At 60.6% G+C, this 23346-nt stretch carries 21 protein-coding genes; 11 read left to right on the top strand and 10 right to left on the bottom strand.

What is annotated here, in order from left to right:
• Positions 1-53: 53 nt before the first annotated feature.
• Positions 54-4475, bottom strand: coding sequence for a glutamate synthase large subunit (gene gltB / locus B5V00_RS14395; protein ID WP_085011517.1), 4422 nt, complete (start codon positions 4473-4475; stop codon positions 54-56).
• A gap of 337 nt (positions 4476-4812) precedes the next feature.
• Between gltB and B5V00_RS14390 the strand changes: the two genes are divergently transcribed.
• A complete protein-coding gene (locus tag B5V00_RS14390) occupies positions 4813-5586 on the top strand; it encodes an OmpA family protein (protein ID WP_085011516.1) in 774 nt (257 codons plus the stop codon).
• Here B5V00_RS14390 and B5V00_RS14385 read toward each other — a convergent pair.
• The 3 genes from B5V00_RS14385 to B5V00_RS14375 form a co-directional block, all read right to left on the bottom strand.
• Positions 5583-5987 carry a hypothetical protein gene (locus tag B5V00_RS14385; protein ID WP_085011515.1) on the bottom strand — a complete coding sequence of 135 codons (405 nt, stop codon included), beginning with the start codon at positions 5985-5987 and terminating at the stop codon, positions 5583-5585. The genes B5V00_RS14390 and B5V00_RS14385 overlap by 4 nt on opposite strands.
• A gap of 13 nt (positions 5988-6000) precedes the next feature.
• Positions 6001-7911 (bottom strand): YgiQ family radical SAM protein, encoded by a 1911-nt coding sequence (locus B5V00_RS14380; protein ID WP_085011514.1) that lies wholly within the window; start codon positions 7909-7911, stop codon positions 6001-6003.
• 109 nt (positions 7912-8020) lie between these two features.
• The gene (locus B5V00_RS14375; RefSeq protein WP_085011513.1) at positions 8021-8503 is read right to left on the bottom strand and encodes a DUF309 domain-containing protein; all 483 of its coding nucleotides are present in this window, start codon (positions 8501-8503) and stop codon (positions 8021-8023) included.
• A 116-nt stretch (positions 8504-8619) separates the two neighbouring features.
• Here B5V00_RS14375 and B5V00_RS14370 point away from each other — a divergent pair, with 116 nt between their 5' ends.
• The 4 genes from B5V00_RS14370 (at position 8620) to B5V00_RS14355 (ending at position 13014) form a co-directional block, all read left to right on the top strand.
• Complete coding sequence (locus B5V00_RS14370; protein WP_245803988.1) at positions 8620-9516, top strand: DMT family transporter; 897 nt, start codon at positions 8620-8622, stop codon at positions 9514-9516.
• 219 nt (positions 9517-9735) lie between these two features.
• Complete coding sequence (locus B5V00_RS14365) at positions 9736-10905, top strand: OmpA family protein (RefSeq protein WP_085011512.1); 1170 nt, start codon at positions 9736-9738, stop codon at positions 10903-10905.
• Between the two features lie 125 nt (positions 10906-11030).
• Complete coding sequence (locus B5V00_RS14360) at positions 11031-11681, top strand: deoxynucleotide monophosphate kinase family protein (protein WP_085011511.1); 651 nt, start codon at positions 11031-11033, stop codon at positions 11679-11681.
• A 19-nt stretch (positions 11682-11700) separates the two neighbouring features.
• On the top strand, positions 11701-13014 hold the full coding sequence (locus tag B5V00_RS14355) for a BaiN/RdsA family NAD(P)/FAD-dependent oxidoreductase (RefSeq protein ID WP_172399769.1): 1314 nt from the start codon (positions 11701-11703) through the stop codon (positions 13012-13014).
• Positions 13015-13317: 303 nt separating this feature from the next.
• On the opposite strand, the gene B5V00_RS14350 is transcribed toward B5V00_RS14355, so the two are convergent.
• Positions 13318-14739, bottom strand: coding sequence for an aminotransferase-like domain-containing protein (locus B5V00_RS14350; RefSeq protein ID WP_085011509.1), 1422 nt, complete (start codon positions 14737-14739; stop codon positions 13318-13320).
• Positions 14740-14849: 110 nt separating this feature from the next.
• Here B5V00_RS14350 and B5V00_RS14345 point away from each other — a divergent pair, with 110 nt between their 5' ends.
• Complete coding sequence (locus B5V00_RS14345; protein WP_085011519.1) at positions 14850-15548, top strand: aspartate/glutamate racemase family protein; 699 nt, start codon at positions 14850-14852, stop codon at positions 15546-15548.
• A gap of 78 nt (positions 15549-15626) precedes the next feature.
• Here the strand turns inward: B5V00_RS14345 and B5V00_RS14340 are convergent, their stop codons facing one another.
• The gene (locus tag B5V00_RS14340) at positions 15627-15806 is read right to left on the bottom strand and encodes a hypothetical protein (RefSeq protein WP_085011508.1); all 180 of its coding nucleotides are present in this window, start codon (positions 15804-15806) and stop codon (positions 15627-15629) included.
• A 165-nt stretch (positions 15807-15971) separates the two neighbouring features.
• Between B5V00_RS14340 and cysZ the strand changes: the two genes are divergently transcribed.
• The 4 genes from cysZ to B5V00_RS14320 all read left to right on the top strand — a co-directional run bounded on the left by cysZ (position 15972) and on the right by B5V00_RS14320 (position 19131).
• The gene (gene cysZ, locus B5V00_RS14335) at positions 15972-16745 is read left to right on the top strand and encodes a sulfate transporter CysZ (protein ID WP_085011507.1); all 774 of its coding nucleotides are present in this window, start codon (positions 15972-15974) and stop codon (positions 16743-16745) included.
• A complete protein-coding gene (locus B5V00_RS14330; RefSeq protein ID WP_085011506.1) occupies positions 16742-17515 on the top strand; it encodes an inositol monophosphatase family protein in 774 nt (257 codons plus the stop codon). Before cysZ ends, B5V00_RS14330 begins: the two co-directional genes overlap by 4 nt.
• Complete coding sequence (locus B5V00_RS14325) at positions 17512-18753, top strand: peptidase MA family metallohydrolase (RefSeq protein WP_085011505.1); 1242 nt, start codon at positions 17512-17514, stop codon at positions 18751-18753. Before B5V00_RS14330 ends, B5V00_RS14325 begins: the two co-directional genes overlap by 4 nt.
• 162 nt (positions 18754-18915) lie before the next feature.
• Positions 18916-19131, top strand: a complete 216-nt coding sequence (locus B5V00_RS14320; protein ID WP_085011504.1) for a hypothetical protein — start codon at positions 18916-18918, stop codon at positions 19129-19131.
• 89 nt (positions 19132-19220) lie between these two features.
• Here the strand turns inward: B5V00_RS14320 and B5V00_RS14315 are convergent, their stop codons facing one another.
• On the bottom strand, positions 19221-19616 hold the full coding sequence (locus B5V00_RS14315; RefSeq protein ID WP_085011503.1) for a hypothetical protein: 396 nt from the start codon (positions 19614-19616) through the stop codon (positions 19221-19223).
• 176 nt (positions 19617-19792) lie between these two features.
• Between B5V00_RS14315 and B5V00_RS14310 the strand changes: the two genes are divergently transcribed.
• Entirely contained in the window at positions 19793-20731 is a 939-nt protein-coding gene (locus tag B5V00_RS14310) for a class 1 fructose-bisphosphatase (RefSeq protein WP_085011502.1), read from the top strand.
• Positions 20732-20810: 79 nt separating this feature from the next.
• Here the strand turns inward: B5V00_RS14310 and B5V00_RS14305 are convergent, their stop codons facing one another.
• Genes B5V00_RS14305 through B5V00_RS14295 form a run of 3 tightly spaced genes read right to left on the bottom strand, consistent with a single transcriptional unit; the run spans position 20811 to position 23333 of the window.
• A complete protein-coding gene (locus B5V00_RS14305; protein WP_085011501.1) occupies positions 20811-21359 on the bottom strand; it encodes a 2-oxoacid:acceptor oxidoreductase family protein in 549 nt (182 codons plus the stop codon).
• Positions 21360-21384: 25 nt separating this feature from the next.
• Entirely contained in the window at positions 21385-22200 is an 816-nt protein-coding gene (locus B5V00_RS14300; protein WP_085011500.1) for a 2-oxoacid:ferredoxin oxidoreductase subunit beta, read from the bottom strand.
• Positions 22200-23333 (bottom strand): 2-oxoacid:acceptor oxidoreductase subunit alpha, encoded by a 1134-nt coding sequence (locus tag B5V00_RS14295; RefSeq protein WP_085011499.1) that lies wholly within the window; start codon positions 23331-23333, stop codon positions 22200-22202. The genes B5V00_RS14300 and B5V00_RS14295 overlap by 1 nt, the downstream gene beginning before the upstream one ends.
• Between the last annotated feature and the right edge of the window lie 13 nt (positions 23334-23346).

Genomic DNA, 23346 nt, shown 5'->3' with positions numbered 1-23346 from the left:
GCACCTCGCACCTCGCACCTCGCACCTCGCACCTCGCACCTCGCACCTCGCACCTAATCCCCTTCCTTGGGATTGAGCGGTGCCTTCATGTCGCGCGGCCGCACCATCCAGAAATAGGCCAGTTCCTCGCGGTAGTTGCTGAGGATGTGGCGTGCTTTGGGACTGCGCGTGCGGTTGTGGAAGCTGGTGAGGATTTTTTTCAGGTAGAGTTTCCCTTCGTTGTCTTCGTCGACATCGATGCGCCGGGCCTCGACCAGTTCGCTGTTGAGCTTGTCGATGAAGTTCTTCTGCCGGTCATAGATGAACGCGACCCCGCCGGTCATGCCGGCACCGAAGTTGATGCCGGTCTCGCCGAGGATAACGACGGTGCCACCGGTCATGTATTCACAGGCATGGTCGCCGGTTCCTTCCACCACCGCCAGGGCGCCGGAGTTGCGCACCGCGAACCGTTCACCGGTGGTCCCGGAGATGAAAAGCTTGCCGCCGGTGGCGCCGTAGAGGCAGGTGTTGCCGGCAGCGGCGACGCCCGGATAGTAGTGTTTCGGGATGATGATAATCCGTCCGCCGCTGATGCCCTTGCCGACGTAGTCGTTGCCGACGCCGTCGAGCATGATGCTGACGCCGTGGATCAGGAAGGCGCCGAGCGACTGGCCGGCGACGCCGTCCAGCTTGAGGGTGACCGCCTCCTTGGGCAGCCCCCGGTCGCCGTAGTATTTGGCGATCTCACCACTGATCAGGGCACCGATGGAGCGGTTGGTGTTGAAGACCCGGCGTTCGATGACGATCTCTTCATGCGGGTTCTTGATCACCGGGGAGATCTCTTTCAGGATCTCCTTTTCAAAGGCGTTGTCGTCAAAGGGGGGATTGGCGCGGGTCTTGATATTGACGCCGGGGACAACACGCAGCAGCTCGGAAAAATCGAACTGCGAGGCTTTCGGTGAGTCGCTGACCTTGAGCAGATCGGCCCGGCCGATGATCTCGTCGAGAGAGCGATAGCCGAGTTCAGCGAGGATTTCCCGCACATCCTCAGCGACGTCGCGCAGGTAGCCGACCACTTTTTCGACCGTGCCGACGTAGTGGGCGCGCAGGTTCTCGTCCTGGGTGGCGACGCCGACGGTGCAGCGGTTGAGATGGCAGACGCGCAGCAGTTTGCAGCCGAGCATCACCAGCAGGGTGGTGCCGAAGCCGTAGAATTCGGCGCCGAGCAGCGCCGCCTTGACCACGTCGCGGCCGATTTTCAGCCCGCCGTCGGTCTGCAACTGCACCAGTTCGCGCAGGTTGTTGGCCTTCAGGCTCTGGTTGGCCTCGGCCAGGCCCAGTTCCCAGGGATTGCCGGCGAACTTGATCGAGGTCTGCGGCGCCGCGCCGGTGCCGCCGTCGCTGCCGGAAATGACGATCCGGTCGGCATAGCACTTGGCCACCCCGGCGGCGATGGTGCCGACCCCCTCGCTGGAGACCAGCTTGACGCAGATGCGCGCCTCGGGGTTGACCTGCTTGAGATCGAAGATCAACTGGGCGAGATCTTCTATCGAGTAGATGTCGTGGTGCGGCGGCGGTGAGATCAGGGTGACGCCGGGGATGGTGTAGCGCAGCGAGGCGATCAGCGGTGTCACCTTCTCGCCCGGCAGCTGCCCCCCTTCGCCTGGCTTGGCGCCCTGGGCGACCTTGATCTGGATCTCCTCGGCGCTGCGCAGGTAGGCCGGGGTGACGCCGAAGCGCCCCGAGGCGATCTGCTTGATCCGGCTGTTGTGGATTGATTTCAGGCGTTCCGGGGCTTCACCGCCCTCGCCACTGTTGGAGCAGCCGCCGAGGATGCCCATCGCTTCGGCCAGCGCCATGTGCGCTTCGGGGGAGATCGAGCCGAGCGACATGGCGGCTGAGTCGAAGCGCCGGGTGATCGCTTCAACCGGTTCGACCTGGTCGAGGGGGATAGGTCGGCGGTCGCTGGAAAATTCGAGAAAATCGCGGATGAACTGCTGGCCGCGCTGTTCCAGCATCTGTCGCACCTTGAGATAGTCCTCGCGTCTGCGGCTGGCGGCGTAGGTGTGCAGGCCGGTGATGACGCGGGCATGAAAATCGTGGTATTCGCCCCCGGGGGTGTTGCGGTTGACGCTGCCGACCGCCAGTGGATAGATCGGCAGCATGTGGCTGCGGTTGAACTCCCGGTCGTGGACCCGGCAGATGCGTTTCTCGATGGCGGCGAAATCGAGCCCGGGAAGCAGGGCGCTGGAGGCCGGAAAACAGCTTTCCACCACTTCGGTGGAGAGGCCGATGATGTCGAACAGGGCCGCGTTACGGTAGCTGGTGACGGTACTGATGCCCATTTTCGAGAGGATTTTCAGAATTCCCCTGGTAAGGGCTTCGTATATATTTTTCAGGCCGTTGCGGGTCTCCCGCGGGCCGGCGTTCTGCCGCCGCAACTCCTGCAGCCCGGTGGCATAGGCGAGCCAGGGGTAGATGGCGACGGCGCCGTAGCCGATCAGCACACAGGCATCGTGGGGGTGGGTCACCTCGCCGGTGATCGCCACCAGGCTGGCAAGGTGGCGCAGGTTTTCGGTCAGCAGCCTCCGGCTGAGATAGCCGACCACCATCGCCATCGGCATCAGCCGGGTCTGCTCATCGAGGCAGCGGTCATCGAGCAATACCACCCGCACCCCCTCGTCACGCACCGCTTTGCAGACCTGATCACCCAGGGTGTCCAGGGAATCCCTGATGTCCGTTTTGAACCCGGTGGAGAAGCTTCGGTGCCGGTACATCGGCTCGAAGCGCGGCCTGCTCGGGTCGCCGAAGGAGAGCAGGGCGTCGAAGATGTCCCGTGACAGGATCGGTGAGATGCTTTTCAGGCGGCAGGCCCTCTCGGGGGATTCGATCAACGGGTTGCCGATCTCGCCGATGCCGATGGTGGTCGACATCACCACCTTTTCCCGGTAGGGATCGATCGGCGGGTTAGTGACCTGGGCGAATTTCTGCCGGAAAAAGTGGCTGAACTTGCGCTGGACCTCGGAAAAGGCCGCCATCGGGGTGTCGTCCCCCATCGACCCGGTCCCTTCCTTGCCGAGGCGCAGCATCGGCTTGAGAACCTGCTCAACCGTTTCGTTGGTGACATTGTGATAGCGCTGCAGCCGGTCGAGGTCCGGGTAGCTGTAGTCGGAGAGGTCTTCGAACTGCAGTTCGATGAATTCCTGCAGGTAGTAGGTGCGGTCGGTCAGCCACTCACTGTAAGGCTGCGAGTTCATCAGGTAGCGGTCGATGTCGCGGGTGAAGAAGATTTCTCCATGCTCAAGGTCGGCGGCGATCATTTCGCCGCTCTGCAGCCGCCCGCGGGCCTTGACCTTGTCCGGCGGGGTGCCGAGGACGCCGTACTCGCTGGTCAGCAGCAGCTTGTCGTCGCTGGTGATGACGTACTTGGCCGGCCGCAGGCCGTTGCGGTCGAGGACACAGCCGACATAGCGTCCGTTGGTCAGGCAGACGCCGGCGGGACCGTCCCAGGGTTCCCAGGCGGCTGAGGTGTACTCGTAGAAGGAGCGCAGTTTGGCCGGCATGTGGGCAACGTTGTGGCGGGCCGGCGGGATCAGCATCCGCACCGCCTTGAAGAAGTCGACGCCGTTGATCAGCAGGAATTCGAGCATGTTGTCGAGGCCGGCGCTGTCCGATCCTTCGGGTTGCAGGATCGGCAGCAGACGCCGCAGTTCCTCGTCGGAGAAAACCGGACTGCGCATCGCCGCCGATTTGGCCAGGGTGTTGAACCTGTTGGCGCGGATCGAGTTGATTTCGCCGTTATGGGCAAGATTGCGCAATGGCTGAGCGAGACGCCACTGCGGCAGGGTGTTGGTGGAGAAACGCTGATGGAAGAGGACGAAGCTCGACTTGAACTCCTCGTTGCCGAGGTCGGGGAAGAGCTCTTTCAGGTGGGCCGGCATCACCAGTCCCTTGTAGGAGATCAGGGTGCGGGAGAAACTCGGGATGTAGAAGTTGTCGCCGTCGCCGATCTGTTTTTCGGCCTCTTTGCGGGTCAGGTAGAGCAAGGCGTCGAAGCGGCGGGTGGCGATCAGTTCGGCGGGAATGACAAACGCCTGGACGATGTTCGGCAGCCGTTTCCGGGCGTAGTCGCCGAGGGCTTCCGTGTTGATCGGAACCTCGCGGAACAGCACCACCTGCAGGTCATTGCGGGTGCAGATTTCGCTGAAAGCCGCCTGCTGGGACTGTGGATCGGAGAGAAACAGGGTGGCGACGGCAAAGCTGTCCGGCAGGGAAACACCGTTTTCCCGGGCCGTCCGGCGCATGAAGTCGACCGGCAGCGAGCAGAGCAGCCCGCAGCCGTCGCCGGTTTTGCCGTCGGCGGCGACGGCACCGCGGTGAACCATTCGCTCCAGGGCGCGGATGGCATCTTCGATCAGTCCATGGCTCGGCCGGTTGCGCAGATTCGCGACCAGACCGACACCGCAACTGTCCTTGAATTGTTCAGCCAGGTTCATTGAAATCCTCAAGCCGGAAGAAAGGTGCCTGAATCCGGGGTGGCCTTGCGGGTTCAGGTGAAATGTTCATGGGGCGGAGACTCTTTCATTACCCCGGACAGCAGTCAAAGGTCAAAAATACGCTGAAAGTATACCGCAGAAAAGTGGCTTTGATGGAGTCGGTCGGGGCAGGAACATGGCCGGAGCCATTTTTAAAAATGATTTGGTCCCGTCGGCATCTCAACGGTGGGTTCCAGCCGGGCAGGGCTTGCATTCGTTCTGTGAATCCGGTATGTTGTCGAGGTTTTAATCAATTGCATGATTGGGGAGATTTTTCAACGACATTGGAGGGGGAAAGATGTTCAAACGTCTGTTGTTCAGCGGGTGCGTCCTGTGCCTGGCAATCCTGACCGGCTGCGCTGCCGGTTCTTCCCGTATTTTGACATCCTCGGACAGCGACGCCGACGGCATCGTTCGCCGGCTTGATCGTTGCCCCGATACCCCGGCCGGGATCGCGGTCGACGTCAACGGTTGCCCCGCGGACAGTGACGGAGACGGGGTCTTCGACCGCCTCGACCGTTGCCCCGGAACGGAGATCGGCCAGGTTGTCGACCTGCACGGCTGCAACGTGGACCGGGATAACGACGGGGTCTTCGACTGGCGGGATCATTGTCCTCGAAGCCGGGCCGCAGGTGTGGTCGGCCTCGACGGCTGCGCGCCGGAAGTGGCGGTTGCCGCCGCAGATATCCCGGCCGCTCCGGTGGACCGCAAACTGGTGATCTACTTCGAATCGGATCAAAGCCTGGTCCTGCCGGAGTTCCGGACCCTGGTGGAAAAATTGGCGCTGGCCCTGGTGCCGCAACAGGTTGAGCGGATCACCGTCAGCGGGCACGCTGACGATACCGGCAGTGAGGCGTACAACCTCAGGCTGGGAGCGCAGCGCGCGCGACGGGTGACGGCATTGCTGGCTGCCGAAGCACCGCAGCTGGCGTCACGTCTGACCATGCGGAGTTTTGGTGAGACCCGGCCGGTGGCTGATAATTCCACCGCGTTGGGACGGCTGCTGAATCGCCGGGTTGAAATCAGGGTTGAAATGGCCGCCGGACAGCCGGTGGGCTCGCCCGTCCGTTAACCCGTCTCCTGCCAGAACTGCCGCCAGATTTCGCGGATAGTTCCATAGCTGAGATCGCCCGGCAGTCGGCAGTGGATCTCGCCAGTGAACAGGGTCTCGATGTCGGGGATCAGCCCCAGACACTGGCAGGGACGCTGATCTTCTCCCAGTCCACAACCCTGTTCAGCGAGGAAAGCACAGCCCGACTCATCGCTGCGCGGCGCCGGAACCGGTACCCCGCTGTAGTTCCGCAACTGCAGACCGATGGTCGTACACCGTGTCTTCAGTTCGTCCAGGGTGAAGTTCCGGCCTGCAAAGAAGATCTCGGCGAAACGCCGTGGGTCGGTCCAGCAGCCGGGATGTCCCTGGCAGCAGAGGCCGCCGCACTGGCGGCAGATCTGCTGATCGCGATGGATGTGCATGCGCTGCCTCGATTCAGTGCCTGTTTCTGTCGTTGCGACGGCCTGTCCCCCGTTTTCCCTTTCTTTTTTTATTCCTTCCGTCGGGTTTTTCGTTGAATTGCCGTGCCAGGCACGGTAGCCCCGCCGCGTGCAGGCTGCGGACGATTTTCGGCAACTCTTCCGGTCGGTACCAGAACAGCAGCCGGTGCTGTTCCTCCCGCAGGTGGTCGGTTGTGGCACAGGCGATCGGCCGGCCGCTGTGGGGATCGATGCCGGTGGCGTACATCTCCGCGGCCAGGGTCATCGGCGTCGGCGTGAACAGCTGCACCTGCTCAACCCGGTAGCCGAGTTCGCGGGTTTTGAGTGCCAGTTCCGCCATCTCCTCCAGCCCGCAGCCGGGGTGTCCCGAGATCAGGTAGGGGATCAGCTGCTGGTTCAGGTTATGTTCGCGGCAGATCTGCTCGAAGCGCCGCTTCAGTTCCCGGAACATGGCGAAGGAGGGTTTGCGCATCAGCGCCAGAATCTTATCCGAAGCGTGTTCCGGGGCGACCTTGAGACGCCCGGAGACATGTCGGGTGACCAGTTCTTCGAGGTATTCGGCGTGGTCGGCGGCAAGTTCTTTGTCGTCGGTGGGATGCATGAACAGGTCGTAGCGCAGGCCGGATCCAATATGGACGTGGCGTACCGCGGGGTGACCGGAGACTTTGCGGTAGAGGTTGATCAGCGGTCGATGGCGGGTGTCGAGGTTGGCGCAGACCGCCGGGTGCAGGCAGCTCGGGCGGGCGCAGTGACGGCACTGGTCAAGATTCTTCCCCTGCATGCGGTACATGTTGGCGCTCGGACCGCCGAGGTCGGAAAGGGTGCCGCAGAAGCCGGGACGGGCGGTCAGCTGCTCCAGTTCGGCCAGGATCGAGGATTCGCTGCGGCTGGTGATGAATTTCCCCTGGTGGGCGGAGATGGTGCAGAAAGAACAACCGCCGAAGCAGCCGCGATGCAGGGTGATTGAATCCTTGATCATCTCGAAAGCGGGAATCGTTTTCCCCCGGTAGCGGGGGTGCGGCAGCCGGGTGTAGGGCAGGGCGAAGCTGCGGTCCAGTTCCTTTTCGTCCAGAAGAGCGGCCGGCGGGTTGATGACCAGCATCTTTTCATTGACCCGTTGCAGAAAACGCACCCGGCTCTGCAGGCGGTTGCTCTCGGTTTCGATCCGGGCGAAATTTTTTGCCTGCAGTTTCTTGTTTTTCAAACAGCTTTCGTGGGACGCCAGTTCTTCATCCCGCCATTTCCGGCAGCGCGGCAGGGACTCCACTGGACGCAGCAGAGCGGTTTGTTCGAGAGTGTCGAGACGCTCGAAGGGAACGCCGCGCTGCAGCAGCCGGACAATTTCGGTCAGCGGCTTCTCACCCATGCCGTAGACCAGCAGGTCGGCGCCGCTGTCGGCGAGGATTGTCGGTTTGAAGCTGTCGGACCAGTAGTCGTAATGCGTGACGCGCCTGAGACTTGCCTCGATGCCGCCGATGACCACCGGGGTTTCGGGATAGAGCCGTTTGAGGATGCGGCTGTAGACGCTGACCGCGTAGTCGGGCCGCATCCCGGACCGGCCACCGGCGGTGTAGGCGTCGTCGGCACGTCGCCGACGGCTGGCGGTGTAGTGGTTGACCATCGAATCCATGCAGCCGGCGGTGACGGCGAAGAACAGCCGTGGGGCGCCGAGCTTGCGGAAGTCTCGCAGGTCGTCACGCCAGTTCGGCTGCGGCAGCACCGCCACCTTCAGCCCGAGATCTTCCAGCAGCCGGCCGATGACCGCGCCGCCGAAACTCGGATGATCGACGTAGGCGTCGCCGGAGACGATGATCACGTCGGCCTGTTGCCAGTCGCGGGCCCGCATCTCGGCGCGGCTGGTCGGCAGCCAGGCGTCCAGGGGGATATCGCGGGGGATCTCGGTCATCGGGGTATGGATTCAAAAGTGTTCTGCAACATGCTATTGACGATACCCGGTCGGTATGTCCAGGGTCAAGGAAGACCGCTCATGACCGGGAAGAGATGAGGTGGCTGGTTCAGAAGCTGTTTTCGATCTGCAGCTCTATTATCGGCGGGATGGCCTCATTCTCCAGGCTTTCCCGTATTCGGGTGATAAAAGGTGACAGTTGCAGCCCGAAAAAGACCTCGGGCTCGGTCGGCAGTTTTTCGATCCCCAGTTCGACCAGCATCCGGGCGTTGTCCGGTTCGCCGCCCGCCAGCTTGAGGAATCCGGCGGCGATCTGGATCAATCCCTGAAAAAAGAGCCCGTTGACCGTCTCGCGCCCCTCCGCCAGCCAGACTTGCTCGAAGGCGGTATGGGCTTCCCAGAAATAGCCGTGGTTGAACAGGTCGACGCCATAGAGATAGGGTTCACAGCCGGGCCAGTTTCGTTGCGAACAGGAAAGGGGGATCGGCTCGGGCAGTCCGTAGCTGTGACCGCGCGGGTCACGGGTCGGGTGCGGGGTCCGGTCGAGCCGGTGACGGTAGGCGGGGAAGGGCTGGTCCGAGTAGCGTCGCATGGCGTCTCCAGAAATCAGTCCTGAGTTTCACCAGAAGCATACCAGTTATCAGGGCGGGTGTTTTACTGTCCATGGAAATGTATTGATTTCCTGGTCGAGGCTGGTAACCTGCGGCGGTGCTGTCAACCTACCTGAAGCTTTTCGCCGCCGCCTTCTTCTGGGGCGGGACCTTCGTCGCCGGCCGGTTTCTGGCCGCTGACGTCCATCCGGCGACGTCGGCTTTCTTCCGCTTCCTGTTCGCCTCGCTGCTGCTGGTGGTGGCCACCCGGCGTCTGGAGGGACGGCTGCCGAAACTCGACCGCCGGCAGATGCTGGCCGTCAGCTCACTGGGACTGACCGGTATCTTTGCCTACAACCTCTTCTTCTTCAACGGATTGACACAGATCGGTGCCGGTCGGGCGGCGCTGATCATTGCCCTCAACCCGGTCGCCATCACCCTCTGTTCGGTCCTGGTTTATCGGGAATCCCTGCCCTTCAGCCGTCTGCTGGGCATCCCCCTGTCGATCTTCGGCGCCATGCTGGTCATCACCCGGGGCAACCCGGAGCTGATCCTGCAGGGCGGCATCGGCCGCGGCGAGCTGCTGATTTTCGGCTGCGTGCTCTCCTGGACGCTCTACTCGGTGATCGGCAAGACCGCCATGCGGGGGTTGTCGCCGCTGGCCGCCGTCTGCTGGTCGTCCCTCGTCGGGACCCTGCTGCTGCTGATTCCGGCGCTGCTGCAGGACAGCTTCGCCGAAGCCCTCGGGCTTTCCATATCTTCCTGGCTGAGCATCGGCTATCTCGGTCTGTTCGGCACCGTGGTCAGTTTTCTCTGGTACTTTCAGGGGATTGAAGCCATCGGCCCGTCGCGGGCCGCGGTCTTCATCAATTTTGTCCCGGTCAACGGGGTGCTGCTTGCCACCCTGCTGCTCGGTGAAACCCTCAGCCCGTCGCTGCTGGTCGGCGGCATCCTGGTTGTCACCGGCGCCTGTCTGGCCAATGCCCCCCGTCCCCTGTTCCGCCGCTGTCTGTAAATAATCCTTCTCTCTTTTTTGACAAAGCCCGGCTCACTGCTAAAATTTACTGGAATAGTCAGGAATACAGGGGAGGGGTGGCTGAACTGACGACAGTTTCCCGCCTGGCGAACTCTTTTCCTCTTGACGAATTCAACCTGTTGCCGAACCCGGCAGATGGGACTTCAGATTCCGCGACGGGTTCACACCTCGATACACCACCCGTGAGGAGGCAGAAAGATGAGACGAACATTTTCCGCAATCGCCATGCTTTTGTTAAGCAGTGCGTTTCTTTTCGGCTGTGCCGCACAACAGACCAGAATGGCGCCGATGACTTTCAGTCCGGCGACTTTCGAGTCGGGCAAGTACCAGCCCAGGGTGAACAATGCGCTGTTCATCCTGGACAGTTCGATGACCATGGCTATGGAAGGAAGCGGCACCAACTTCCAGGATGCCAAGGGGGTGATCGCCGGGATCAATCGCAGCCTGCCCCCAGATCTGGGTTTCAATACCGGGTTGCGTCATTTCGGTCTTCATTCAAAGCAGATGGCCGCTGAAACCGAGTTGATCTATGGACTTGCCCGTTACACCCGCAGTGGTTTGCAGCAGGGCCTCGATGCTGTCAAGGAGGCCGGCGGCAACAGCCCGCTGGCGGCGGCCCTGATGGCGGCCGGACAAGACCTCAGTGGAGCCGGCGGCAAGAATGCCATCGTGGTGGTCAGCGATGGGCTGCAGATGAGTGACGCCCCGGTTGCGGCCAAGAAACTGGTTGATGCTTTTGGCGGCAATCTCTGTATTCATACCATCGCTGTCGGTGGTTTCCCTCAGGGGGAAAAGGCCCTGCAGCAGGTCGCGGCAGCCAGTAGCTGTGGTTCGTCACAGACCGCGGCGAGCCTCGCCGACTCCGGGGCCATGGCGGCTTTTGTTGAAAAGGCGTTCCTGCAGCGCAAAGCGGCCCCGGTAGATGGGGATGATGATGGTGACGGCGTACCCAACAGCCGTGACAAGTGTCCGAATACACCGCGTGGAGAATTCGTCGATGAGGACGGCTGCAGCCTGAAGCTGACCCTGCACATCAATTTCGATTTCGACAAGGCTGAAATCAAGCCGGAGTTCAAGGCCGATCTCGATCGGGCGGCCGCCTTTATTCGTGAGCACAGCCAGGTGCCGTTCATCCTGATCGCCGGTCACACCGACCATACCGGCAGCGCGGAGTACAATCAGAAACTCTCCGAGGCTCGTGCCAGGGCGGTTCGTGATTACCTGATTGCCAATTATGGTATTGACGGCAAGAGGCTGCTCTTCAGGGGTTACGGCAAGAGCCGACCGGTTGCCGACAACAAGACCAGGGAAGGGCGCTATCAGAATCGGCGGGTGGAGATTGTCTGCTGCGTGTTGCCGCCCGAGTAGTGACGACACTCTGAACCAGAAGCGAGCGGGAGTCGATCTGACTCCCGCTTTTTTACGCCTGTGCCATTGCAGCCTGCCTTCGAATTCTGTACACTCGGCGTGAATTTTCGGACGAAGGATCTGTGATGATACTTGGATTTGCCGGCAAGGCCGCCTCGGGGAAAACCACCGCCGCCCACCATCTTGCTCCCCTGCTCCAACGTGAAACGCTGATTGTGCCGATGGCGATGCTGTTGCGCGACGAGGTCGAGGGTTTTCTGCGTCAGGTTGGCGCCGTCGACCATGTGCCCCTGGTCTACGGCAGCCAGGAGGATAAGGTCCGTACCTTTTATATCGATCAGGAAAAAGCCCTTGAGGTTTGCCCGCCTTGGGCAGATTTTATCCGTATCAACAGTGCCATCCAGGATCGTCCGGGACAGACGGCCCTGACCGTGCGCCTGATTCTGCAGTGGTGGGGGACCGAATACCGCCGCGCCCGGGAGCCCGATTACTGGACCCGGGCCTGGACGCGGAAGGTGCGTGATTACGATCTCGACAGGGTTCACATCCTGGTCGATGATGTGCGTTTCATGAACGAACTGCGCTCCATCCGGGAACTTGACGGCAGGATTGTCAAGATCGAGCGTCCCGGCTTCGCCGCCGCCGGCAATCACGCCAGTGAAACCTCGCTCGACGGTTTCGACGCCTGGGACGACATCATTGTCAATGACGGCAGTCTGGAACTGTTCAAGTCCAGAGTGGCCGAATTGCCCCGGGTTCTGTCCATTGACAGCTGATCCCGGGAACGGGGCATCCGTGAGAAACCCGCCGGAAAATCATTGCAGCTCTCATGATCTGATCGTCATCGGCGGTGGCCCCGCCGGGATCTTCGCTGCCGGCTTTGCCGCCCTCAACGGTGCCCGGGTGCTGCTGCTGGAAAAGAACCGGCGCTGCGGCGCCAAGCTGCTGATCACCGGCAAGGGGCGTTGCAACGTAACCCACGACGAGGATGATCCGCGGCACTTTGCCGAGGCATTCGGGCGCAACGGCAGGGCCCTGCTGACGGCTCTCTATGCTTTCGGACCACGGGATGTTGTCGATTTTTTCCGGCAGCGCGGACTGGACCTGAAAACCGAGCGGGGCGGGCGGGTTTTCCCGGCCCGTGGCGGGGCGGTCGATGTGCAGCAGGTTCTGGACCGCTTTCTGCGTGACTGCGGAGTCGAACTCCGCACCGGCTGTGAGGTCAGGCACCTGCAGGTGGAGGGTGGCCGCATAAGCGGGGTGGTGACCGGCCGCGGTATTTCTCGGGCGGCCCGCTACCTGGTTGCCACCGGCGGGCTTTCCTATCCCGAAACCGGCTGTACCGGTGACGGTTACGCCTGGGCCGAAGCGTGTGGTCACCGACTGGTCAAGCCGGAAGCGGCATTGATGCCGATTCGGCTGGCCGAAGACTGGACCGGGGAATGGTGCCGTCTCAATCTGAAAAATATCCGCATCGCCGCCCTGCTCGACGGCTCGCCGTTCGATGAACGTTTCGGTGAGGCCTTCTTCACCCGCACCGGTATCGGCGGGCCGATCATCCTCGATATGAGTTCCGCTATCCGTGAGGCTTTGACAAAGGGGAAAGTTTCGCTGGAGGTTGATTTTAAACCGGCGGTCAGTGACGAGTTGTTCGACAAACGCCTGCAGCGCGAACTTGCGGATCATGCCAACAGGGATTTCCGCAATGCCCTTGGCAAGCTGCTGCCGCGCGACATGATCCCCCGTTTCATCCTGCTTTCCGGCATCGATCCCGGCAAGAAATGCCACTCCGTCACCCGTACCGAACGTCGGGGCCTGCTGGAGTTGTTCAAGCGCCTGCCGCTGCGGGTCACCGGCCATGAAGGGCTGAAGAAGGCGATCGTCACGTCAGGCGGCGTTTCTCTCAAGGATGTCGACATGCGCAGCCTGCGCTCGAAGAAAATCGAGAACCTCTATTTTGCCGGCGAAATGCTTGATATCGACGGGCCGACCGGCGGTTTCAACCTGCAGGTCTGCTGGTCGACCGGCTACCTGGCCGGGATCAGTGCCGCCCGGGTGGATTCCCCAAATCCACCGGCAATTTCGGGATTCGGCTGTCGTTACGGATGAATCTGCTTCGTTGCCTTCACCGGTTCGGTGCTCAACGTAGCTCGGCTACGTTTCCGCCCGAATCGGCACGGCGCCTCGCCCCTTCACCCGTCTCGCCACCCTCGGTCCGCAAAACAGCCGGTGGATCCGGGGATTCCTGAATCAGTGAGTTCCTGTTGGATGGAGAGTGCAAGTGCTTGGCCTGAATGGGATTTCCAAAAATCTGAAGCGCACCCATAGGTTCGCTGGTGATTTTTGGGAAGCTCAGGCAGGCCAATGACTTGTGCTGGCCACCGACAAGGGGCTCATTGATTCAGGATTGATTCAGTACATCTCTTCGGCCAATCTGCCGAGGGTTTTCACCCCCTGTTCCATTTTCTCGTTCCAGATCCCGTTACAGCTGAGACGGATGAAGTTGTTGTATTTGTCCTGGGTCGAGAAAATCGGGCCCGGTGCCAGGCCGATGCCCGCTTCCCGCGCCTTGAAGAAATAGTCGACCGCGTCGATGTCTGGCGGCAGTTCGACCCAGATCGCGGCCCCGCCGGAGGGAAAACCGGCCCGGGTTTCAGCCGGGAAGTGGCGGTGCAGGCTGAGCAGCAACGCTTTCATCTGGTTGTGGATAGCTCCGCGCAGGCGGCGCATGTGGCGCTCGAAGTAGCCTTCACGCAGGAAGGCGGCAATTGCCATCTGGTTGGGGGAGGCGGTGCAGATGTTGGTCGTGGTCTTGAGGTCCAGGGCTTTGCCGTAGTGGCGGCCGGGAATCATCCAGCCGACCCGGTAACCCGGCGCGATGGTCTTGGAGAAGGAGGAACAGTAAATGACCTCGCCCGCGTCATCGAAGCTCTTGCAGCATCGCGATCGTTCGGCGCCGAAATAGATCTCGCCGTAGACATCATCCTCGACCAGGGGAATACCCCGTTCGCCGAGCAGGCGCACGATCTCTTCTTTGCGGGTGTCCGCGGTCAGGCTGCCGTCGGGGTTGTTGAAGTTCGGAACCAGGATCGCCGCGCGGATCTCGAAACGTTCGATGGCGCGGCGGACGTCTCGCGGATCGATGCCGTCGCCTGAAGAAGGAATTTCGATGGCGCGCAGACCGCAGTTTTCAAGAAGCTGCAGGAAACAGAAGTAGCTGGGCGACTGGATCAGGACATTGTCTCCCGGTTTGGTCAGGGCCCGCAAGGCGATGGCAAGTCCTTCCATGGCGCCGCTGGTGATGAGGATCTCTTCGGGGGTGACGCTGATTCCGGCTTCCAGCGCGCGCAGGGCGAGCTGGCGCCGCAGATCATCCTCGCCGGCGACGGGTGCGTAATTGAGAGCCCGAGCCGGATCGTTGCGCAGGGAGTTGCTGAACAGCCGCGCCAGGGTCTTCGCCGGCAGCAGTTCGTCGGCGGGACAGACCACGCCGAAGGGGAGCAGATCCCTGTTGCCAAGCGCCTCAAGAACCTTTTGAATCAGTCCGCTGCGGCTGCTGCTGGTCGGTACCAGGGCCGGGCGGGGGCGGCTGGCCGGGGCGGGCATGCGGCCGGCGGATGGGCTGAGGAAGAACCCCGAGCGTTCCCGGGAGGCGATGACCCCCTTTTTTTCCAGTTCGAGATAGGCCTGGCTGACAGTACTGATGCTGACGCCGAGTTGGCCGCTCAATTTGCGCAGCGAGGGCAGTCTGTCGCCGGGTTTGATGGCAGCGCTTTCGATCAGCGTGGTGATCTGCTTTTCGACCCTGCGGTAGCGGAATTCATTGTGGTCCATCTCGGTCTCCCGAAAAACTGTTATGTTTGTTTTTTATGTTATCTGTATCTGTTTTGTAAACAGTTTTCGGGTTTGAATGGGGTATTCCAGGACAGGGAGGCGTTATGGTTATGAAAACAGTTGGTCTGTTGGGCGGCATGAGTTGGGAATCGACCATTTTGTATTATCAGATTCTCAACCAGGGAGTGCGTGAACGACTCGGAGGATTACATTCGGCCAAAATCATCATGCACAGCGTTGATTTCGCCGAGATTGAGCAGCTGCAGGTCAGCGGTCGCTGGCAGCAGGCGGGCGCAATGCTCGGTGCCGCCGCCCGGGGGCTGCAGCAGTGCGGCGCCGATATGGTGCTGATCTGTACCAACCTGATGCACAAGGTGGCGCCGCAGGTCGAAGCCCGGATCGATGTACCGTTGCTGCATATCGCCGATGCCGTTGGTCGCGCTTGTTTAGCCAGGGGCGTGACCAGGGTCGGCCTGCTCGGTACCCGTTACACCATGGAGGAAGGTTTTTACCGGGATCGACTGCGGCAGGGGTTCGGAATCGAGGTGGTCATCCCCGAAGAGGAAGAGCGGGAACTGGTGCATCAGGTTATCTTCGCGGAACTCTGTCGCGGGCAGTTCACCGACTCCTCGCGTCGAGCCTACCTGCGGATCATCGAGCGGTTGCGCGGACTCGGAGCGCAGGGAGTTGTCCTCGGCTGTACTGAAATCCCGCTGCTGATCAGGCCGGAACACACCGACATGCCGCTGTTCAACACCACCGAACTGCACGCGCGATATGCCCTGGAGCGGATGCTCGCTGACGAGTGAGGTCTGTCAGACGAAAAAGCAAAGGGCAGACGCTGTGAAGGCAGTCTGCCCCTTTGTTTCTGTCTGCTGATGCAACCCTCAGAGTTCTTTGGGCATGCAGACGTTGGCCGCATCGTGGACCTTGACACCACAGTTGGTGCAGGCGAAACGGGGGTTTTCAAATATCTTGTCGACGTCCGGGTTGCGCTCCTTGCCGGTCAACTGGCAGGCGTGCAGGTCGCAGTGTTCTTCGGGGTTCTGGCAACTGAATTCAGTCATGTTGTTCTCTCCCTTGTCAGTGTTTGCGGTCGGCGGGCCCCAACCCCTAAGGGTTGGACTGAACACCATTATAACCGAAAAGCACGCTTGTTGCCGATGACGAACCCCCGGCGGCTGTGATAGGATGTAACCTTCTATCACCTACCCGGTTCGAGGCGACTGTCGATGGTCAATCTGCTCCGCAACAATCCCCTGACTCATTTTTCGCGTGGTTTCTTCTACCCTTTCGCCGGTGGGCGCTTCCTGATGAAGACGCCGCGATTGTGGAAATATGTACTGATTCCCTTTCTGATCAACACGGTTATTTTTTCTCTGGCTGTCTGGCTGGGGCTCGATTTTTTCAACACCCGGGTTGAGACGATGATTCCGAGCGGCGATGCCTGGTACTGGGCGACGCTTTATTATTTTCTCTGGCTGGTGGCGGTGGTGCTGACGGCGGTGCTGGTCTTCTTTTCTTTCACCGTGGTCGGCAATCTGATTTCGTCCCCCTTCAATGATCTGTTGTCGGAGAAAACCGAGCTGGCGATTCGCGGGAAGGCTGAGGGGGTACCCTTTTCGCTGCGGGAAATCGGGCGTATCCTGGTCGACGAATGCAGGAAACTTATCGTTTTTGTCATCGGCATGGTACTGCTGCTGCTCTTGAATTTCATTCCCGGGTTCGGCACTCTGCTTTATTCGGTTCTCTCCTTCCTGTTTACGGTCTATTTTCTCGCCATCCAGTACACCAGTTATGTTTTCGGCCGCAAGGGGCAGGGGTTTCGTGAACAGCGCCGCTTTATCGGCGGGCGCATGTTCATGGCCTTCGGCTTCGGTACCGGGGTTCTCTGCCTGCTGGCCATCCCTTTTCTGCAGTTTTTCTGTATCCCGTTGGCGGTGGTCGGCGCAACCCGGATGTGGTGCGACCAGCTTTCACCGACCGGGCCGGGGGAGGTTCTATGAAAGAAATTGCCCTGCAGGCGGCTGTCGCCGGGGGGAAGGTGCTGCTGGAGAAATTCGGTCGGACCCTGCAGATTCGCCACAAGGGTGAAGTCGACCTGGTGACTGACGCCGACCAGGCGGCTGAAGAGATGATCGTCAATGTCATCCGGGGTATTTTCCCGCGTCACGACATCCTTGCCGAGGAGGGAGATTACGGGGCCCGGAAATCTCCGTACCAGTGGATTATCGACCCGCTTGACGGCACCACGAATTATGCCCACGGCTTGCCCTGGTGGACGGTTTCCATCGCCCTGGCGGTTGATGGTGAGGTCGTACTCGGTGTTGTCTACAATCCCGCGATGAACGAGATGTTCATCGCGGAAAAGGGACAGGGGGCCAGGCTCAATGACCGACGGTTCCAGGTCTCAAAGACTGACCAGCTTGACCAGGCATTGCTGGCAACCGGCTTCCCCTATGACCGGAAACAAAGCCCGGTCAATAATTACGATCACTTCGTTGCCTTTCAGCAGGCCGCCCAGGCCTGCCGTCGTCCCGGGGCGGCCAGCCTTGACCTGGTTTATACCGCCTGCGGCCGTTTCGATGGTTACTGGGAGATGAAACTCAAACCCTGGGATATCGCCGCCGGTCAGTTGATTGTCCGCGAGGCCGGTGGGCGGGTGAGTGATTTTTCCGATGCGCCGCTCGACATTCACGGTGCTGAAATTCTTGCCAGCAACGGCCTGCTGCACCAGGCGATGCTGGAGATTCTCGCCCGGGGGAAGCGTCCTTGAACGGGTCAAGAGCTGCCGGACTGATTCTGCTGCTGGTTTTTCTCCTGCTGTCGGCTTCGTTCTGCTGTGCCGCTCTGAATGCCTCCCAGAACAACCAGCTGGGTGCTGAGGCCTATCGGGCCGGTGATACCGCCAGGGCATTGGATTACCTGCGCCAGGCCCGGCAGGACCAGCCCTACGACGAACAGATTCGAAAAAATCTCGCCGTCGTTCTGTTGGCCCGTGGTCATGAACTGCTGCGCCAGGGAAGATATCGTCAGGCCGGTGACCTTTTTCAACAGGGACAGGAACTGGCGCCGGACGATACCCGTTTTCTGCTCGCCCGGGCTCATGCCCTGGTGGCGGAGAAAGCCTACGCCGAAGCCGAGGTGGTTCTCAACGAAGCTCTCGGCATCGATGATCAACAGGCGGGGGTGTGGCAGCTTCTCGGTCGGGTTGACTATCTCACCAATCGCCTGGAGGAGGCGATTGACGCCTGGAACAGGGCTCTGGAACTGGACCCGGGAAATACGTCTCTTCAGGCGATGCTGGCCAAGGCCCGGCGGGAGGCCAAGGTCGAGTCAGGTATGGAACAGAGCTACACGTCCAGCTTTGTTCTTTCCTACGATGCTGCCGGCGATCCGGATCTTGGTGCTGAACTGCTCGATGTTCTTCACCAGGCCTATGTTGAACTGGGAGGGAATCTGGATGTTTATCCCGCCGGACAGGTTCCGGTGCTGATTTACACGCGTGCCGATTTCTCCCGCATCACCGCCTCGCCCGACTGGGCCGCGGGCCTTTACGACGGCAAAATCCGTATCCCGCTCGGTGGCGTGAAGCAGGTTTCCGCCCCCCTTCAGGCGGTACTGTTTCATGAATACACCCATGTTGTCGTGCGGGAACTGGCCGGGAATCATTGTCCGACCTGGCTCAATGAAGGCCTGGCCGAACTGGCAGGACGCGGGCGTTTTAATCCACCCCTGCGGGCCCTGGAACAGGCGCCGGCATTGCTTGATTTCAACTCCCTGACCGGCAGCTGGAAAAATCTGCCGGCTGCCGAGGTCCGTCTGGCTTACGAACAGAGCTATTCTTTTGTCCGTTACCTGGTGGATGATTACGGCTGGTTTCAAATCGGGGATATCCTGCGGGATCTCGGTGCGGGAGCTTCCGCGGATGATGCCTTTGCCCGGGTTTTCGGATCTTATGGCCTGAGCCTGGCGGAATTGCAGCAACAGTGGAAACAGGATCTCGGTCGTTAGAACCACAAATCAGAGAGACGAACAAAAAGATGTTGAACAGGGGTTTGCCCGGATGGTCGGTCGTTGTATAATAAGAGGACCTCTGGGACTTCACTGATCGTTGGTCGCCCATGTCCGTGTTCGGAATCAAGGTCGTGGGCACAGCCGTAGTAAGGAGGATGTATGCCCCAGTTTAACCATGCAGGAATCAATGACCCCCGCCCCGGATTGAAACAGCGCAGCGACAGCATCGACAGGGCCATCGACATCATGGACCGGCATGCCGCCGAGATGTCGGCCGTCGAAGCGGAAGTCCTCGAAGAGATGCGCAAGTGGGACCGGGAGTACAAGGATGAACGCCTGCACAGTGTGCCGCGGGCGCGCAAGCACCTGCGCTGATGTTGAAAACTGAATGTAGATGAAAAAACGGGCCCTGATTTTCAGGGCCCGTTTCAATTGGGTACAGGCTTCCTTCTTGTGCCGGGATGTCAGGCGTTTCCGCCTGTCGGCGGCTGCATCTCGTCTTCCGGCGGTTCTTCGTTCTTGATCTTGACAATCTCCTCTTCGAGTCCTGCCGCGGCCTGGCGCATGCTGCCGAGGCCCTTGAGCATGTTCATGACATCCGGATGTTCCATGACATTGTCGTTGCCGTTCTGGTACAGGTCGTCGATTTTTTTGCCAAGATCGGCGTGAGCGGTGGAAATCTTCTTGTGCAGTGAGGTCAGATCGATCTTTTTCTGCACAATCCGTTTGTACTGATTGGCGCGGAAGGTCGCGCTGTTCCAGGTTTCGACCGTGGCTCCCCAGAACTTCTCCATGGTTTTGCGTTCATGTTGGTGGTCACTCTCAGGGGATGTCGGTTGCTGCTGTTGTTCTTCTTTCATGACGTATCCTCCCGGGTCTGGGTGTTCATCCAGCATAGCAGTCACCGGGAAGACGTCAAGGCAGCCGCAGACCGCGAGATTTGCTCTTGTTCAGGCAGTGGGGATGGTCTAAACTCCTTAGCCTGGTACAGGCAATGGTCAAGAGTGTTCAATCTGTCCGTCAGGAGGGAAATTTCATGGTTAGAGAACCGGGTACAACACCTTTTCAGGTCGATCTGCGACGTCATCTGCGGGAGCATGAGGAAGATCGGGACCTGACCAGGGTCATCTGCGAAATAGCCACCGCTTCGCGTTACGTGATCAACGCTATCCGCACCGGCGACCTGGGGGTTGCCGGTACGTCAAACCTCTACGGGGAGGAACAGCTGGCGCTTGATGTGCTCTCCGACCGGATCCTGCGCAAGCGGTTGATCCATTCCGGGGTGATTTCCACCATCGCCTCCGAAGAGACCGACGAGATTATCAATGTCAACCTGAACGGCAAGTATTCGATTACTTACGATCCTCTCGACGGCTCTTCCCTGGTCGATGTCAACCTGGCTGTCGGAACCATTATCGGTATTTACCGTGGCGACAACGTGCTGCAGCGCGGCCGCAACATGGTGGCCGCCATGTATATCCTCTATGGCCCCCGCTGTACCCTGGTCTACTCGACCGGCAGCGGCGTTCATGAATTTGCCATGAACTCGCTGATGGAATACACCCTGATTCAGGAGCATGTGAAGATGCAGCCGGCCGGTACCATCTATTCTCCCGGCGGGCAGCGCAACAAGTATTCTCCCGGAGTGGAAAAGTTCATCTCATCCCTGGAGGCGAAAGGTTCCAAGCTGCGCTACAGCGGCGGCTTTGTTCCGGATATCAATCAGGTGCTGATCAAGGGACAGGGGATTTTCATGTATCCCCATCTCGAAGGCGCTCCCAACGGCAAGCTGCGACTGCTCTACGAACTGAATCCCATGGCTTTCATCATGGAGCAGGCGGGCGGTGCGGCCTCCAATGGCCGGGAGCGGATTCTCGATATCGAACCGGAAGGAATTGACCAGCGGTCACCGGTTTTCATCGGCAGCAAGGAGGATGTGGCGATGGCCGAGAAGTTCATCGCCGAATTCGGCTAGATTAATAGACCTTTCCAAACAAAAGAAAGCCCGGAGCGGATGCTCCGGGCTTTCTTTGTTCTGCTGTGCCGGCCGGTTTTCAGGCCATGGCGGCTTTAACCTTCTCGAAGCCCAGATTGTAGGCTTTTTCGTTGAGGTCCTTGAAGGCCTCGGGAACCCGGGAGAGAACCGCCTTGAGGCCGGATTCCTTGGCAACGACGCCGGTCAGGGCGATCATCGCTCCGAGGGCGACCACGTTGGCGACGATGGCGCGGCCGATTTCTTCCTGGGCGGTGCGCATGATCGGCACCCGAACCACTTTGAAATCGCCTTCGGGGACGTTGGGCACGAAATCTTCATCAAGCAGCAGCAGCCCGCCGGGCTTGATGCCGTTGGCGTACTTGTCGCAGGCGACCTGGGTCATGGCGAGGCAGGCATCGACAATGGTCGCTTTCGGGTAGTCGATGGGGCCATCCGAAATGATGACTTCCGACTTGGAGGCGCCGCCACGGGCCTCGGGGCCGTAGCTCTGAGACTGGACGGCACTTTTGCCTTCGACGATGCTGGCCGCCTCGGCCAGGATGATTCCGGCGGTGATCAGGCCCTGACCACCGGCACCGGAAAACCGAATTTCATAACGTTCTGCCATGGTTCAATTCTCCTTCAGCTGGGGATCAGGCGCCTTGCGCCTTGGCAATAACCTGGGTGTACTGCTCGGTGTACTCGGGACGTTCTTCCTTGAAGAGAACGCCGGTGAGAACCTTGCCTTCGAGTTGCTCAGGGGTCATTTTGGCGGCCGCGGCCACCGGGACGGCGATATCCTTGAGTCGCTTCATCATGTCGACCACCGAACGGAACTTGTTGCGGCGACCGTAGGTGGTCGGGCAGTCATCGAGGATTTCGATCACCGCCGTACCCTTGTGGCGGATGCCCTCGGCGATCAGCTTGTCGATCTGGGTGGCGTGGAAGGCGGTGCCGCGGGCGACAAAGGTCGCTCCGGCGCCGATTGCCAGTTTGCTGATGTCGAAGGTCGGATCGGGGTTGCCGTAGGGGGTGGTCGAAGCCATCGCCCCGGTCGGGGTGCAGGGCGAGAACTGACCACCGGTCATGCCGTAGATGCTGTTGTTCATCACGATGTAGGTGATGTCGATGTTGCGGCGGCAGGCATGGATGAAGTGGTTGCCGCCGATGGCGGTGCCGTCGCCGTCACCACCGACTACCAGCACGGTCATCTCCGGTTTGGCCATCTTGACGCCGGTGGCGAAAGCGGCCGCCCGGCCATGGGCGGTGTGCAGGGTGCAGGCGTCGAGGTAGCCGGGCAGGCGGCTGGCGCAGCCGATGCCGGAAACCACGGCGGTGTTTTTCAGGTCCAGTTCACAGGCGTCCATGGCGCGGATCAGGCCCTTCATGACGATGCCGTGGCCGCAACCGGGGCACCAGATATGGGGCAGCTTGCCCGGACGGATTGATTTCTCGTAATCGTATGCCATTACAGCACCTCCTTCACCCGGTCGATAATCTGGCCGGGATTGATCGGCTCACCATCTACGCGGCCGATGTGGCTGACGATGCAGGCACCCTTGGCAACGCGTTCGACTTCACGGACCATCTGTCCGAGGTTCATTTCCGGGCAGATGATTGCCTTGGCCTGGTCAGCCAGCTCGGCAACCCGCTGTTCGGGGAAGGGCCAGACGGTGATCGGGCGGAACATCCCGGCCTTGATGCCTTCCTTGCGCAGCTCGTTGACCGCGTAGCGGGCGCTGCGGCTGGTCGAGCCGTAGGCGAAGAGCACCACCTCGGCATCTTCGAGCTGGTATTCCTCGTTCTTCAGGATGTCGTCGAGGTTGTCCATCACCTTGGCGATTTGACGACGCTCTTCGGCGTCAACCAGTTCCGCCTTGGTGGTCGGGAAACCGTCGGCCGCCTTGTTCAGGCCGGTGACATGGTAGCGGTAGCCGCTGCCGAAGGATGCCAGCGGCGGGATCTGCCCCTGGCTGTCGTCGTAGGGCTTGTAATCCTCGGGGGCGACAGTCGGTGCTTCACGGTCGATGACTTCCAGCTCGCCCGGCTCGGGGAAGGTGACCGGCTCGCGCATGTGGGCGCAGATTTCATCAAGCTGCAGCTGGACCGGCATGCGGTATTTCTCCGCCAGGTTGAAGGCGCGGACCGTCTCTTCGAAAATCTCCTGGCAGGAGGCCGGGGAGAGAGCGATGGCGGCGTGGTCACCGTGGGTGCCCCACATCGCCTGCTGCATGTCGGACTGGCTGGGGCCGGTCGGCATACCGGTTGAAGGACCGCCGCGCTGGACATTGACAATGACGCAGGGAATCTCGGCGATGCAGGCATAGCCGAGCAGTTCCTGTTTCAGGGACATGCCCGGACCGGAGGTGGCGTCGAGAGCCTTGGCGCCGGTCAACGCAGCGCCGATCAGGGCTGCGGTGGCGGCAATTTCGTCTTCCATCTGGATGAATTTGCCGCCGACTTTCGGCAGTTCGTTGGAAAGCACCTCGGCCACTTCGGTCGAGGGAGTGATGGGATAGCCGGCGAAGAAGTTGCACCCGGCGTACAGAGCGCCGTGGGCACAAGCTTCGTTCCCCTGCATCAGAGCAACTTTTTTAGCCACTGGTCGAAACCTC

The sequence above is a fragment of the Geothermobacter hydrogeniphilus genome, assembly GCF_002093115.1.
Lineage (GTDB): Bacteria > Desulfobacterota > Desulfuromonadia > Desulfuromonadales > Geothermobacteraceae > Geothermobacter_A > Geothermobacter_A hydrogeniphilus.
The sequence above is the reverse complement of the archived record's forward strand: the minus strand, read 5'-3'. Positions and strand labels throughout refer to the sequence as shown.